Here is a 12,479-nt window from a genome sequence, read left to right on the forward strand (position 1 = left end):
CTCGGTGGATCTGCACCGAACGTCCCCTACCCAGCCGTAGCGGCTCTCTGGCAAGCTGCGGCCATGACTGCCCGCGCCGCTGACCGGACCCGGTACAACCGGGCCACCGCCCATCTCGACGCCCCGATCGCGATCGTCGATCTGGACGCCTTCGATGCCAACGCCGACGATCTGGTGGCCCGGGCGGACGGGAAGCCGATCCGGGTCGCGAGCAAGTCCGTGCGGTGCCGGGCCCTGCTGGAGCGGGTGCTCGCGCGCCCCGGGTTCGACGGGATCATGTCCTTCACGCTCGCGGAGTCGCTCTGGCTGGCCCGGGCCGGGTTCGACGACGTCCTGCTGGCCTACCCGTCCGCCGACCGCGCCGCCTTCGCCGAGCTGGCCGCCGATCCGAAGCTGGCCGCGGCCGTGACGGTGATGGTGGACGACCACTCCCAGCTGGAGCTGATCGACGCCTCCCGGGCCGGCGGGCGGGAGGAGATCCGGGTCTGCCTGGAGCTCGACACCTCGCTGCGGCTGCTCGGCGGTCGCATCCGGATCGGGGCGCTGCGTTCACCGCTGCGCTCCCCCGCCCAACTCGCCGATCTGGCCCGCTCGGTGGCGCGGCGGCCGGGCTTCCGGCTGGTGGGGCTGATGGCGTACGAGGGGCATGTCGCCGGGGTCGGCGACTCGCTGGCCGGGCGGCCGCTGCGGTCCCGGGCGATCCGGCTGATGCAGGCCACGGCCCGCAAGGAGCTGGCGGCCCGGCGGGCCGAGGTGGTGCGGGCGGTCCGCGCGGTCGCCCCGGACCTGGAGTTCGTCAACGGCGGCGGCACCGGCAGCGTGCAGCACACGGCGGCCGAGGACGCGGTGACCGAGATCGCGGCCGGATCGGGGCTGTACGTGCCCCGCCTCTTCGACAACTACACCTCGTTCACCGGCCGCCCGGCGGCCCTGTTCGCGCAGCCCGTGGTGCGCCGGCCCGGGGTGGGCGTGGTGACGGTGCTCGGCGGCGGCTACCCGGCCTCCGGCGCGGCCGGGGCGGACCGCTCCCCGGTGCCCTACCTCCCGGAAGGGCTGCGCTACGACCCGCAGGAGGGCGCGGGCGAGGTCCAGACGCCGTTGCTGGGCTCCCCCGCCGACGATCTGCTGATCGGCGACAAGGTCTGGTTCCGGCACGCCAAGGCCGGGGAGCTGTGCGAGCGCTTCGACGCGCTGCAACTGATCGAGGGCGACCGGATCTCGGCGACTGTGCCGACGTACCGGGGCGAGGGGCGGACCTTCCTCTGACCCCTTGGTCCAGGCCGTGCCTCCCACCAGCGCTCGGTGCCGGGTGTCCCCGCGCCCGGGTAGCAGCCGGGCGGCGTCACGAAGCTCATGGCGCCACTCCCAGCGGCGTGCGCAGCGCGTTCGAAGGGGTTACGGGGCGGAGGCCGCCGCGTCCCGGCCGGTGCGGGCGAGCAGATCGCGGGCCGGTCCGGTGGGGCGGTGGCCCGCCGGCCAGACCGCCCGCAGCTGGCGGCGCAGCCGTACGCCCGCGACCGGGATCTTGACCAGGCGGCGGGACGACAGCTCCTCGCCGAGGGCCAGTTCGCTCAGGACGCAGGGCCCGGCGCCGCTCTCCGCCGCGCCCTTCACGGCGGTCGTGGAGGAGAGCTCCAGCAGGGGCTGGGCGAGGCCGCCGTGGACGGCGAGCGCCGCGTCCAGGACCTGCCGGGTGCCGGAGCCGCGCTCGCGCAGGATCAGCGGGGTGGCGGCCAGCTCGTCGGGGAGCAGCGGGGTGCGGCGGCGGGCCCACGGGTGGCTGGGGGCGACCACGACGACGAGGCGGTCGTGGGCGATGACGGTGCCGTCCAGGCCCTCCGGTATCGACAGGCCCTCGACGAAGCCCAGATCGGCCTCGCCGGTGACCAGCCGCCGCGCGACGTCCGCCGAGTTGCCGACGAGGAGGAAGACGGCCGTGTCGGGCCGCTCGGCGCGCAGGGCGATCAGCCAGCCCGGCAGCAGGTACTCGGCGATCGTCATGCTGGCCGCGACCCGCAGCCGGGAGTCCCGCCGGTCGCGCAGCGCGTGCGCCCCGGCGTCGAACGCCTCGGCGGCCTCCACCACCCGGCGCGCCCAGTCGGTGACGAGCGCGCCCGCGTCGGTGAGCCGGGAGCCGCGCGGGGAGCGGTCGAGCAGGGCGACGCCCAGCTGCCGTTCCATGGAGCGGATGCGGCTGGAGGCGGCGGGCTGGGTGATGCCGACGTCCTTGGCGGCCCGTCCGAGGCTGCCGTGCCGGGCGACGGCGAGCAGCAGCTCCAGCGCTCCGAGGTCGGGGACCCGGTGGGAGAGGGGGATGGCGGGTGCGTGCTCGTCGCTGGGCATAAAGCCAGCTTATGACCTCATAGGAACGGGGTCCCTGGTGGGCGGAGGCCGGACCGCGAAGAATCGTGGCATGGCCATCTTTCCGCGGACCCGGACCGTCGTACCGCCCTCGGCCGTCGCCGTCCTCCCCCACCGGACGGCCCCGCTGACGGCCCGGCGGACGGACGTGCGAACGGACGTGCGGGCGGACGTGCGGGCGGACGTGCGGGCGGACGTGCGGGCGGACGGTCCGACGTACGGGCGGCCGGGCGTGCGGCGGCTGCCGTCCCTGCGGCACATCGGCCCCAACTGGTACGCGAGTGTCATGGGCACCGCGATCGTGGCGAGCGCCGGGGTGGCGCTCCCGGTGGACGTGCCGGTTCTGCGCGGCGCGTGCACGGTGGTGTGGGCGCTGACGGCCGTCCTGCTCGCCCTCGTCCTCGCCGCCCGGGCCGGTCACTGGCTCCACCACCGCGACCAGGCCCGCGCCCACCTGCTGGACCCTGCCGTCGCCCCCTTCTACGGGTGCCTCTCCATGGCGCTGCTCGCCGTCGGCGGGGCCACGCTGACGGTGGGCCGGGACGTGCTGGGCGCCGAGGCCGCTCTCGCCGCGGACGTGGTGCTGTTCACCGCGGGGACGGGCATCGGCCTGGTGGCCGCCGTCGCGGTCCCGTACCTGATGGTCGTACGCCACCGTCCGGCGCCCGGGACCGCGTCGCCGGTCTGGCTGCTGCCGCTGGTCGCCCCGATGGTCTCGGCCTCGCAGGGCGCGCTGCTGGTGCCCCACGTGGCGGCCGGGCAGGGGCGGCAGGCGCTGCTGCTGGCCTGTTACGCGATGTTCGGGCTGTCCCTGCTGGCCACGCTGGTGGTGCTGCCCCTCGTCTTCGCCCGACTCGTCCACCATGGCCCGCTCCCGCTCGCGCTGACCCCGACGCTCTTTCTGGTGCTCGGGCCGCTGGGCCAGTCGACGACCGCCGTCAACCAGCTGGCCGACGCGGCTCCGGGGGCGGTCGCGGGGCCGTACGCCTCGGCGTTCGGCGCGTTCGCCGTGCTCCACGGGGTGCCGGTGATGGGGTTCGCGCTGCTGTGGCTGGCGCTGGCCGGGGCGATGGTCCTCAAGGCGACGCGTGACGGTATGGGTTTCGCGATGACGTGGTGGGCGTTCACCTTCCCCGTCGGCACGTGTGTGACGGGGGCGGCCGGACTGGCCGGGCACACCGGTCTGGACGCCCTGACCTGGCTGGCCGTGGCGCTGTACGTGTTCCTGGTGGCGGCCTGGGCGGTGGTCGGGGCGCGGACCGTGCGAGGGGTGGTCAGCGGAGCGCTGACGGCAGCTCCCGTGCCGCCTGCGCCAGCGACGGCCCGTACCAGGTGAGCAGGCGGCCGTCGACGAGGGCGGCGGGCACTCCGGGGAAGGCCTCGGGCCCGTCGTCGGCGGTGAAGCGGTAGGGCTCGTCCGGCAGTACGACCAGCTCGGCCCCGGCGGCGTTCAGCTCGTCGAGCGGGATGCGCGGGTAGCGCTCGGCGTGGTCCGCGTACACGTTGCGCACTCCGAGCCGGCCCAGCAGGTCACCGGCGAAGGTGTCGCGGCCGAGCACCATCCAGGGCTTGCGCCAGATCGGCACGATCGCGGGGCGCGGGCTCGCGGAGGGGGCGGGCAGCGCCGCCCAGGCGGCCTCGGCCTCGTCCAGCCAGCCCGGGCGGCTCAGCCCGCAGCCGGTGGTGAGGACCCGGTCGAGCTCGGTGAAGGCCTGCTCCAGGGTGCGGATCCCGGTGACCAGGACGTCGAGCCCGGCGGCCCGGAGGGCGGTGAGGTCGGGGGCGCGGTTCTCCTCCTCGTTGGCGATCACGAGGTCCGGGGCGAGGGCGGCGACGGCGGCCAGGTCGGGGTTCTTGGTGCCGCCGATCCGGGCGGCGGTGAGGCCGGCCGGGTGGGCACACCAGTCGGTGACCCCGACGAGCAGCCCGGGGGCGGTGGCGGCGACGGCCTCGGTGAGGGAGGGGACCAGGGAGACGACGCGCATCGGCACTCCCGCCTCAGCGCCGGGAGTCGTACGTGGCGTCGATGTGTTCCGCGACCGCGACGAGCAGGAGCCGGGTGCCGGGGAGGGTGGCCCGCCAGCGGTGCCGTACGCCGCCGGAGAGGAACAGGGTGTCGCCGCGCTCCAGCCGGTACGCCTGGCCCTCGGCCTCGACCTCGGCCGCGCCCTCGACCACGTACATCAGTTCGTCGTTGCGGTGCTGGAACTCGCGCCCGAGGTCGTGCTCGCCGGTGAACTCCAGGGCGCTGAGCTGGTGGCGCCCGCGCACCACCCGGCGTACGCCGTCGCCCTCCTCACCCCGGACGACGGCGACCGCGCGGGCCGAGTCGGCGGCGGCCCGCAGCCGTGCCGTGGTGGTCTCCAGAGCCTCGGCGACCCGGTCGAGGGAGCGGGCGCTGGGGCGGGCGCGCTCGTTCTCGATCTGGCTGAGGAAGGGCACGGAGAGACCGCTGCGTTCGGCGACCGCGGCCAGGGTGAGGCCCAGGGTGCGGCGCCGACGGCGGACCGCGGCGCCCACGCGCGGTGTGTCCTTGTCGTCCATGTCCCGGCTCCCTCCCGCCTCCGCCATCCTCCCGGCTGCCAGCACCTTACGCACATGGTTACGCAAGCTGTCCGGTAAACGGCCCCCGGACAGCCGGAAGGGGTGGGCCCCGCCCGTCGGCGGCGCCCACCCCTCACCTGCGCTTTTCCTGCTCCGGAGCCCCTACTGAGGCGCCATGGTGTCCGCGATGCCCGGGTTGTCGTCCATCCAGGCCTTCACGGCTTCCTCCTCGTGGCCCGCGCCGTGCTGCTGGATCTCGTTCTCCAGGCCGCCGAGCTGCTTCTCGCTCAGCGCGAAGTCCTTGAACCACTTCCTCAGCTGCGGGTACTGCTTCGGGAACTCCTTGAAGGCGATGGTGTGCAGCCGGTCGCCGTCACCGAACACCTTCCGCGGGTCCTTCAGTTTGGTGAGCCCGTACTCGTTGTACGACCAGTGCGGGGTCCACAGCAGGACGGCGATGGGCTCCTTCTTGGCGTACGCGCGCTTCAGCTCGGCGAGCATGCCCGGCGTCGAGGAGTCGACGACCTCGTACTCCTTGTCCAGGCCGTACTGGGGCAGCACGTTCTCCTTGAGGTTCTCCATGACCGCGGTGCCGGGCTCGATGCCGACGATCCGGCCCTTGAAGTCGGAGCCCTTGCCCTTGAGGTCGTCCAGGGTCCTGACGTCCTTGACGTAGTCGGGGACGGCCACCTCCACGGAGGTCGGCCCGTACCAAGAGCCGATGTCCGTCAGCTTGTCCCGGTACTTGTCCCAGTAGTTCTTCTGCGTGTACGGCAGCCAGCCGTCGAACTGCACGTCGATCTGGCCGCGCGACATCGCCGCGTACATCGGGCCGATCTCGAACTGCTTGAGGTTGATCTTGTAGCCGCGCTCCTCCAGGACCGCCTTCCACAGGTACGTGGCGGCGATGTCCTCCTCCCAGGGGAACCAGGCGATCTCGACCGGGCGCTCGCGCTCGTCGCCGCCACCGGCCGCCTGGACGTCCTTCGGGGCCGGGGACCACGTGTCGGCGACGCCTGGGTTGTCCTTCAGCCAGGTGCGGACGGCTTCCTGCTCCTTGCCCGAGCCGGCCTGCTGGATCTCGGCTTCGAGGCCGGTGAGCTGCTCCTCGGTCATCTTGAAGCTCTTCAGCCACTTGGCGACCGTGGGGTTCTCCTCGGAGAAGCCCTTGCGCGCCAGGGTGTGGATGCCGTCGCCCTTGCCCCAGAGACCCTTGGGATCCTTGAGCTTGGTGAGGTCGTACTGGTTGTACGCCCAGTGCGGCGACCAGAGCGGAACGACGATCGGTTCCTTCTTGGCGTACGCGCGCTTCAGCTCGGCCAGCATGGACGGCGTGGAGCCGTCGACGAGCTGGTACTCCTGGTCGAGGCCGTAGCCCGGCAGGAGCTTGTCCTTGAGCAGGCCCATCTCACCGGCGCTCGGCTCGATGCCGACGATCCGGCCCTTGAAGTCGGAGGCGCGGCCCTTGAGGTCGTCCATGGACCTGACGTCCTTCAGGTACGACGGGACGGCCAGTTCCAGCGAGGTGGGGCCGTACCAGGAGCCCATGTCCTCCAGGCGGTCCTGGTACTTCTTCCAGTAGGCGGCGTGGGTGACCGGGAGCCAGGAGTCGGTCTGGAAGTCGATCTGGCCGCCCGCCAGGCCGGTGTAGAGCGCGCCGGCCTCGTACTGCTTCACGTCGACCTCGTAGCCGCGCTGCTCCAGCAGCTCCTTCCAGAGGAAGGTGGAGGCGATGCCCTCGTCCCACGGGATGTAGCCGATGCTGATCTTCTTGCCGTCGCCGACCTGCGCGCCCGCACCGGACGCGGTGTCCTTGGCGGAGCCGCCGAAGACGCCCATGCCGCCCGCGAAGAGCGCGAGGGCGACGATGACGGCGAGGGCGACGACGGGCTGCGGGCGGTACGTCCAGATCTTCCAGCCCTCGGCCGACGCCTGGGCCTTGGCGGCGGCGCGGCGGCCCAGCGGGGAGACCTCGGTGCCGAGCGCGCCGGTCATCCGGTCCAGGTACATGGCGAGGATGACGATGGAGATGCCCGCCTCGAAGCCGAGGCCGACGTCGACGTTGCCGATGGCGCGGTAGACCGAGCCGCCGAGGCCGCCGCCGCCGACCATGCCCGCGATGACGACCATGGACAGGCCCAGCATGATGACCTGGTTGATACCGGCCATGATCGTGGGCAGTGCGAGCGGCAGCTGGACGCGGAGCAGCGTGTTGCGCGAGGTGGTGCCGAAGGCCTCGGCCGCCTCGACGAGTTCGCCGTCGACCTGGCGGATGCCGAGTTCGGTCATCCGGACGCCCGGGGGCAGCGCGAAGATGATGGTGGCGATGATGCCGGGGACCACGCCGACGCCGAAGAAGATGACGCCCGGGATCAGGTAGACCATGGCGGGCATGGTCTGCATGAAGTCGAGGACCGGCCGGGTGATCGCGCTGACGGTCCTGGACCGGGAGGCCCAGATGCCCAGCGGTACGGCGATGACCAGGGTGACGAGGGTGGCGACGAGCACCAGGGTGAGGGTGTCCATCGCCTCGTCCCACAGCTCGACGGCGTCGATCAGGGCGAATCCGACGAAGGCCGGCAGACCGGCCGGCAGACCGCGCAGCCACCAGGCGATGACCGCGACGATGCCCGCGAAGAGGAGCGGGTGGGGGGCGGAGAGGACGGCGGCCATGCCGTCGAACATGCCGCTGACGAGGGAGCTGATCGCTTCGAACAGCCAGGCGAGGTGGGCCTGCAACCAGTCGACGGCGGAGTCGACCCATTCACCGAGAGGGAGCCTAGACACCGGCCACCTTCTTCGCGGCGTCGTCCTTCTTGGCATCGTTGTCGGGCAGGGCCTCAAGAGGCGTCCGGGTGGGGGTCATCGGATCGCCGAGCACGGCGAGCAGCCGGGCGCCGGGGACGACGCCGACGAGCTTGCCCTTGGCGTCGGTCACGGCCACCGGGTTCCCGCTCCGCGAGCAGGGGGTGAACAGCTCGATGATGGGCGTGGACTCCGGGACCGTGGCGGGGGCCGCCGCGAGGACGTCCTGCGGGGTGCGCAGCTCCCGGCCGTCGTCGGTGGTGGCGCCCATGACGGTGTGCGGTTCGGCCATGATGGCGCCGGCGGTGAGCACCCGGGAGCGGTCGACGTCCTGGGTGAAGGAGGCGACGTAGTCGCTGGCCGGGGTGACGAGGATGTCCTCGGCGGTGCCGAGCTGGACGATCTCCCCGTCGCGCATCACGGCGATCCGGTCGCCGAGGCGCATGGCCTCGTTGAGGTCGTGGGTGATGAAGACGATGGTCTTCTTCAGCCGCTTCTGGAGCTCCAGGAGCTGGTCCTGCATGTCGCGCCGGATCAGCGGGTCGAGCGCGCTGAAGGACTCGTCCATCAGGAGCAGGTCGGCGTCGGTGGCCAGCGCGCGGGCGAGGCCGACGCGCTGCTGCATACCGCCGGAGAGCTCGTCGGGCCAGGAGTTCTCCCAGCCGGCCAGGCCGGTGAGCTCCAGGGCCTCGGTGGCACGCCTGATCCGCTCGGCACGGGGTACACCCTGGACCTCTAGGCCGTAGGCGGCGTTGTCCAGGACACTCCGGTGGGGGAAGAGCGCGAAGTGCTGGAACACCATGCTGATCTTGGCGGAGCGCACATGGCGCAGCTCGCGGGGGCTCAGGGCGGTCAGGTCCTGACCGTCGAAGAGCACGCGTCCGGCGGTGGGTTCGAGCAGCCCGTTGAGCATCCGCAGCAGCGTGGACTTGCCCGATCCGGACAGTCCCATGACGACGAAGATCTGGCCCGGCTCCACCGTGAAGGAGGCGTCGATCACCGCTGCGGTCGTCCCGTCGGCCCGGAGTTGGCCGCGGTGTACAAGTTCTCGGCTTGCAGCCTGGACACATACACCTCACGGGTCGAACTGAAAAAACGGTCTGCCACCCCCGTCGGCAGACCGTGGAACGGTGCGGATTCGGTCCGCAGGCACATGCACCAGTTGAAAATGCGACGTGGTTCGCTCCGGTGGCGCCCCTGCCCGTACTTACCATGGCCAAACAGGACAGTGGTCCAGTTCACGACGGGGGCCCATCGACGGCCACCGGGAGCCATCGACGGCCACTGTCAGTGGCGTGCGGCATCATCGGTTCCGTGACGCGACGCCTGATGCTCCTCGACACCGCCTCCCTCTATTTCCGCGCCTATTTCGGCGTCCCCGACTCGGTGCGCGCGCCGGACGGGACCCCGGTCAACGCCGCGCGCGGACTCCTCGACTTCATCGCCCGCCTGGTGCAGGACCACCGGCCGGACGATCTGGTCGCCTGCTGGGACAACGACTGGCGCCCGCAGTGGCGCGTGGACCTGATCCCGACGTACAAGGCGCACCGGGTGGCCGTCGAGACGCCCTCGGGGCAGACCGACGAGGAGGAGATCCCCGACACCCTGTCCCCGCAGGTCCCGGTCATCGAGGACGTGCTGGCCGCGCTCGGGATCGCCCGGGTCGGCGTCACGGCGTACGAGGCGGACGACGTGATCGGCACGCTCACCGCCCGGGCGACCGGGCCCGTGGACATCGTGACCGGCGACCGCGACCTCTATCAGCTGGTCGACGACGCCCGGCGGGTGCGGGTGCTCTATCCGCTCAAGGGTGTCGGCACGCTCCAGATGACCGACGAGGCGTGGCTCCGCGAGAAGTACGGGGTGGACGGCGCGGGCTATGTGGACCTCGCCCTGCTCCGCGGCGACCCGAGCGACGGCCTCCCGGGCGTGCCCGGCATCGGCGAGAAGACGGCGGCGAAGCTGCTGGACGCCTACGGGGACCTGGCCGGGATCATGGCCGCGGTGGACGACCCGGCCGCGAAGCTGACTCCCTCGCAGCGCAAGCGGCTGGACGAGGCGCGGGACTACGTGGCGGTCGCGCCGAAGGTCGTGCGGGTGGCGCAGGACGTGCCGCTGCCCGACTTCGACCCGGCGCTGCCGCACGAGCCGCGCGACCCGGCCGCGCTGGAAGCGCTTGCCGACCGGTGGGGGTTGGGCGGGGCGCTTCAGCGACTCCTCACCACGCTCCGGGCCTGAGGTGTTAACTTAGGCATACCTAAGTCATGGCGGCCGGAGGTGTCCGGCCCCGTGCGCCGATACGAACGCGGCACGCACCCGCCCACCGGCGAGCGTGCCCGTACGTCGAACCCAGGGAGTACCTCGTGGCAGAGCGACCCGCCCGGCAAGGACCCAGGACCCAGGGGGCGCAGGTCGTGCGCACCGAGCAGATCACCCCGCACATGGTGCGCGTGGTCCTCGGCGGCGAGGGGCTCGCCGACTTCTCCCTCTCCGGCTTCACCGACCACTACATCAAGCTGTGTTTCGCGCCCGAGGGCGCGGACTACGCGCACCCGTTCGACATCGCCGCCATCCGCGAGAGCCACCCGCGCGAGCTGTGGCCCACCACGCGTACGTACACGGTGCGTTCCTGGGACCCGGTCGCCCGCGAGATGGCCGTCGACTTCGTGGTCCACGGTGACGAGGGCCTCGCGGGCCCCTGGGCGCAGCGGGCCCGGGTGGGCGAGCAGGTCACCTTCCTCGGCCCCGGTGGCGGTTACGGGCCGCAGGCCTCGGCCGGGTGGCACCTCCTGGCCGGCGACGAGAGCGCCCTGCCGGCGATCGCCGCGTCGCTGGAGCAGATGCCGGCGGGCGCCCTGGTGCACGCCTTCGTCGAGGTGCCGGACGCCTCCGAGGAGCAGAAGATCGTGACGCCCGACGGGGTGGCCGTGACCTGGCTGCACCGAGGTGAGCGGCCGGTCGGTGAGCTGCTGACCGCGGCCGTGAAGGGGCTGGACTTCCCCGAGGGCGAGGTGCAGGCGTTCGTGCACGGCGAGGCGGGCTTCGTGAAGGAGATCCGCCGCTACCTGCGTGTGGAGCGTCGGATCCCGCTCCAGCAGCTGTCGATCTCGGGCTACTGGCGCCTCGGCCAGAACGACGACGCGTGGCGTGCGGTCAAGCGTGAGTGGAACGAGCAGGTGGAGCGCGAGCAGGAGGGGGCGGCGGCCTAGCACAGCGAAGCCGCGCCCGTACCACCTGCGGTGCACAGCCTGCGGGATCGTGGGCCGAGCGGGCGGCGGAATCACGGGTCGCGCCGCCCCGTTGCGTCGCGCGGTCGAGCGGGGCCCGCATCTGGAAAGATCGCGGGCGTTGGACCAATCCGCACGGCCATCGGCTCCGAATCAATCCCGGAACCGATGACGCCCCGGGAGGAAACCCGCGTGAACGAAGCCGTACAGCTCAGCGGGGTGTCCTCGCCGGAGCCTGACCTCCAGGAACTCCTGGTCCGGGTCGCGCGGGGGGACCAGGGGGCGTTCGCCCGGGTGTACGACGCGGTCTCCGGGCCGGTGCTCGGCCTCGTACGGAGCGTCCTGCGCGACCCGGCCCAGTCGGAGGAGGTCGCCCAGGAGGTACTGGTCGAGGTGTGGCGTACCGCGCCCCGCTTCCAGGCCTCCCGGGGCAGTGCGATGAACTGGGTGCTGACCCTCGCCCATCACCGGGCCGTCGACCGGGTCCGCTCGGTCGAGGCGTCGGCGGCACGGGAGCACAAGGCGGCGCTCCTGGACCGTACGCGCGCCTTCGACGAGGTCTCCGAACAGGTCGAGACGCGGCTGGAGAGAGAGCAGGTGCGCCGCTGTCTGCGGACCCTGTCCGAACTCCAGCGGCAGTCCGTGACCCTGGCCTACTACCGGGGCCTGACCTACCGTGAGGTGGCGGAACTCCTCACCGTGCCGCTGGGCACCATCAAGACACGACTGCGCGACGGCCTCATCCGGCTGCGCGACTGCCTGGGGGTGAGCGCATGAGCACGGCCGAACTGCACACGCTGACCGGGGCCTATGCCCTGCATGCGCTGCCGGAGGACGAGCGCCGCGAGTTCGAGCGGCATCTGGGCGACTGCGAGGCCTGCACCCAGGAGGTGCGGGAGCTGTCGGCCACGGCCGCCCGGCTCGGTCTCGCCGTCGCCGAGACCCCGCCGCGCGAGCTGCGCGAGAGGGTGCTGAGGGAGATCACGACCGTACGCCAGGAGGCGCCTTCGCATGGCAGACCCGTGCGTACGGGCGGCGGTGGCCGCACCGGCCGGTGGTCGGCGTTCGCGCTCGCCGCCTGCCTCGCGGCGGCGGCCGCCCTCGGCGGGGTCGCGGTGTGGCAGAACCAGGAGGCGCGGGACGCCCGGCAGGAGGCGAACCAGGCCCAGCGGCAGAACGAACAGCTGGCCCAGGTGCTCTCCGCACCGGACGCCAAGACCTCGTCGCGCGAGTGGAAGAGCGGGGCACGCGGCACCGTCGTCGTCTCGGAGCGGGAGAACCGGGCCGTGCTCCTCGCCTCGGGGCTGGAGCGGCCGCCGAGCGGCAAGGTGTACCAGCTCTGGTTCAACGACGAGGGCACCATGCGCTCGGCCGGCCTGATGGACCCCTCGGCGAGCGACGACGCGGTGCTGCTGGACGGGCCCGTGGACCGGGCGACGGGCATGGGCATCACGGTCGAACCGGCGGGCGGGTCGGCCCAGCCGACCTCGTCGCCCGTGGCCCTGATGGACTTCCCGACCGCCTGACCGCTCGAGTACCCCA

The 12,479-nt window shown here is 72.5% G+C and carries 11 protein-coding genes; 6 read left to right on the forward strand and 5 right to left on the reverse strand.

The features are described 5' to 3' along the window. Positions 1-63: 63 nt before the first annotated feature. On the forward strand, positions 64-1,266 hold the full coding sequence (locus ACIQAK_RS15700) for an amino acid deaminase/aldolase (protein WP_366389791.1): 1,203 nt from the start codon (positions 64-66) through the stop codon (positions 1,264-1,266). 129 nt (positions 1,267-1,395) lie between these two features. On the opposite strand, the gene ACIQAK_RS15705 is transcribed toward ACIQAK_RS15700, so the two are convergent. Next, positions 1,396-2,343 carry a LysR family transcriptional regulator gene (locus tag ACIQAK_RS15705; RefSeq protein WP_366389790.1) on the reverse strand — a complete coding sequence of 316 codons (948 nt, stop codon included), beginning with the start codon at positions 2,341-2,343 and terminating at the stop codon, positions 1,396-1,398. Between the two features lie 70 nt (positions 2,344-2,413). On the opposite strand from ACIQAK_RS15705, the gene ACIQAK_RS15710 reads away from it, so the two are divergent. Next, on the forward strand, positions 2,414-3,697 hold the full coding sequence (locus tag ACIQAK_RS15710; RefSeq protein WP_366389789.1) for a TDT family transporter: 1,284 nt from the start codon (positions 2,414-2,416) through the stop codon (positions 3,695-3,697). Here the strand turns inward: ACIQAK_RS15710 and ACIQAK_RS15715 are convergent. From ACIQAK_RS15715 to ACIQAK_RS15730, 4 genes are all read right to left on the reverse strand, one after another. Further along, entirely contained in the window at positions 3,636-4,346 is a 711-nt protein-coding gene (locus ACIQAK_RS15715) for a helical backbone metal receptor (protein WP_366389788.1), read from the reverse strand. The two genes, ACIQAK_RS15710 and ACIQAK_RS15715, sit on opposite strands and share 62 nt — an antisense overlap. 13 nt (positions 4,347-4,359) lie before the next feature. Then, on the reverse strand, positions 4,360-4,905 hold the full coding sequence (locus ACIQAK_RS15720; protein WP_366389787.1) for an XRE family transcriptional regulator: 546 nt from the start codon (positions 4,903-4,905) through the stop codon (positions 4,360-4,362). Between the two features lie 162 nt (positions 4,906-5,067). Then, entirely contained in the window at positions 5,068-7,692 is a 2,625-nt protein-coding gene (locus ACIQAK_RS15725) for an ABC transporter permease/substrate binding protein (RefSeq protein ID WP_366389786.1), read from the reverse strand. Continuing rightward, entirely contained in the window at positions 7,685-8,710 is a 1,026-nt protein-coding gene (locus ACIQAK_RS15730) for a glycine betaine/L-proline ABC transporter ATP-binding protein (protein ID WP_401848132.1), read from the reverse strand. The genes ACIQAK_RS15725 and ACIQAK_RS15730 overlap by 8 nt, the downstream gene beginning before the upstream one ends. Before the next feature lie 329 nt (positions 8,711-9,039). On the opposite strand from ACIQAK_RS15730, the gene ACIQAK_RS15735 reads away from it, so the two are divergent. From ACIQAK_RS15735 to ACIQAK_RS15750, 4 genes are all read left to right on the forward strand, one after another. Continuing rightward, positions 9,040-9,948: a 5'-3' exonuclease gene (locus ACIQAK_RS15735; RefSeq protein ID WP_366389895.1), complete on the forward strand. Its 909-nt coding sequence runs from the start codon at positions 9,040-9,042 to the stop codon at positions 9,946-9,948. Between the two features lie 125 nt (positions 9,949-10,073). Continuing rightward, on the forward strand, positions 10,074-10,919 hold the full coding sequence (locus ACIQAK_RS15740) for a siderophore-interacting protein (protein ID WP_366389785.1): 846 nt from the start codon (positions 10,074-10,076) through the stop codon (positions 10,917-10,919). Between the two features lie 186 nt (positions 10,920-11,105). Then, positions 11,106-11,714 (forward strand): sigma-70 family RNA polymerase sigma factor, encoded by a 609-nt coding sequence (locus tag ACIQAK_RS15745; RefSeq protein WP_366389784.1) that lies wholly within the window; start codon positions 11,106-11,108, stop codon positions 11,712-11,714. After that, positions 11,711-12,463: an anti-sigma factor gene (locus ACIQAK_RS15750; protein WP_366389783.1), complete on the forward strand. Its 753-nt coding sequence runs from the start codon at positions 11,711-11,713 to the stop codon at positions 12,461-12,463. Before ACIQAK_RS15745 ends, ACIQAK_RS15750 begins: the two co-directional genes overlap by 4 nt. Positions 12,464-12,479: the final 16 nt, after the last annotated feature.

It is taken from the genome of Streptomyces sp. NPDC088706 (genome assembly GCF_044752765.1).
In the GTDB taxonomy this organism is placed as follows: domain Bacteria; phylum Actinomycetota; class Actinomycetes; order Streptomycetales; family Streptomycetaceae; genus Streptomyces.

What these genes read in the sequence shown, in the direction of transcription:
- ACIQAK_RS15700 (WP_366389791.1), top strand. Translation starts at nt 64, where the DNA reads ATGACTGCCCGCGCCGCTGACCGGACCCGGTACAACCGGGCCACCGCC.
- ACIQAK_RS15705 (WP_366389790.1), bottom strand. Translation starts at nt 2,343, where the DNA reads ATGCCCAGCGACGAGCACGCACCCGCCATCCCCCTCTCCCACCGGGTC.
- ACIQAK_RS15710 (WP_366389789.1), top strand. Translation starts at nt 2,414, where the DNA reads ATGGCCATCTTTCCGCGGACCCGGACCGTCGTACCGCCCTCGGCCGTC.
- ACIQAK_RS15715 (WP_366389788.1), bottom strand. Translation starts at nt 4,346, where the DNA reads ATGCGCGTCGTCTCCCTGGTCCCCTCCCTCACCGAGGCCGTCGCCGCC.
- ACIQAK_RS15720 (WP_366389787.1), bottom strand. Translation starts at nt 4,905, where the DNA reads ATGGACGACAAGGACACACCGCGCGTGGGCGCCGCGGTCCGCCGTCGG.
- ACIQAK_RS15735 (WP_366389895.1), top strand. Translation starts at nt 9,040, where the DNA reads ATGCTCCTCGACACCGCCTCCCTCTATTTCCGCGCCTATTTCGGCGTC.
- ACIQAK_RS15745 (WP_366389784.1), top strand. Translation starts at nt 11,106, where the DNA reads ATGACGCCCCGGGAGGAAACCCGCGTGAACGAAGCCGTACAGCTCAGC.
- ACIQAK_RS15750 (WP_366389783.1), top strand. Translation starts at nt 11,711, where the DNA reads ATGAGCACGGCCGAACTGCACACGCTGACCGGGGCCTATGCCCTGCAT.